The organism is Paenibacillus sp. LS-5 (genome assembly GCF_056121505.1).
Window position 1 is genome coordinate 1 of the sequence record NZ_JBWAVA010000054.1, and the last position, 457, is coordinate 457.

Here is a 457-nt window from a genome sequence, read left to right on the forward strand (position 1 = left end):
GCATGGCGGACTGCGCTATCTTGAAAACGGTGAATTCAGCCTGGTGCGGGAATCGCTGGCCGAACGCGACCGCCTGTTGAAAAACGCGCCGCATCTCGTTGCGCCGCTGCCCACCACCGTCCCGGTCTTCGATATTTTCTCCGGTCTTGCCAACGGCATCGTGCGGTTTCTGGGGTTGAGCCGCAGGCCAAGCCGGCGCGGCGCGGTTGCGGTCAAGGCGGGCTTGAGCATTTATGACTTCCTGACCCGCAAGCGGGCTCTGATGCCGCGTCACCGCTTTCGCGGGCGCCATGCGACACTGGCCAAATGGCCGGCGCTCAATCCTGCCGTCAAAAGTTCCGCGACCTATCACGACGCCTGGGTCAAGCATCCCGAACGCATTGGGATGGAGGTGCTGAGGGATGGCCTGGCAGCGGGCGATCATGCGCGCGCCCTGAATTACGCCGAACTGCAGCGG

1 pseudogene is annotated in these 457 nt (G+C 63.7%); it reads left to right on the plus strand.

Annotation, left to right across the window (positions count from 1 at the left end):
- Nucleotides 1-457: pseudogene (locus AC0MA3_RS26400) on the plus strand (hypothetical protein); the annotation flags it as partial.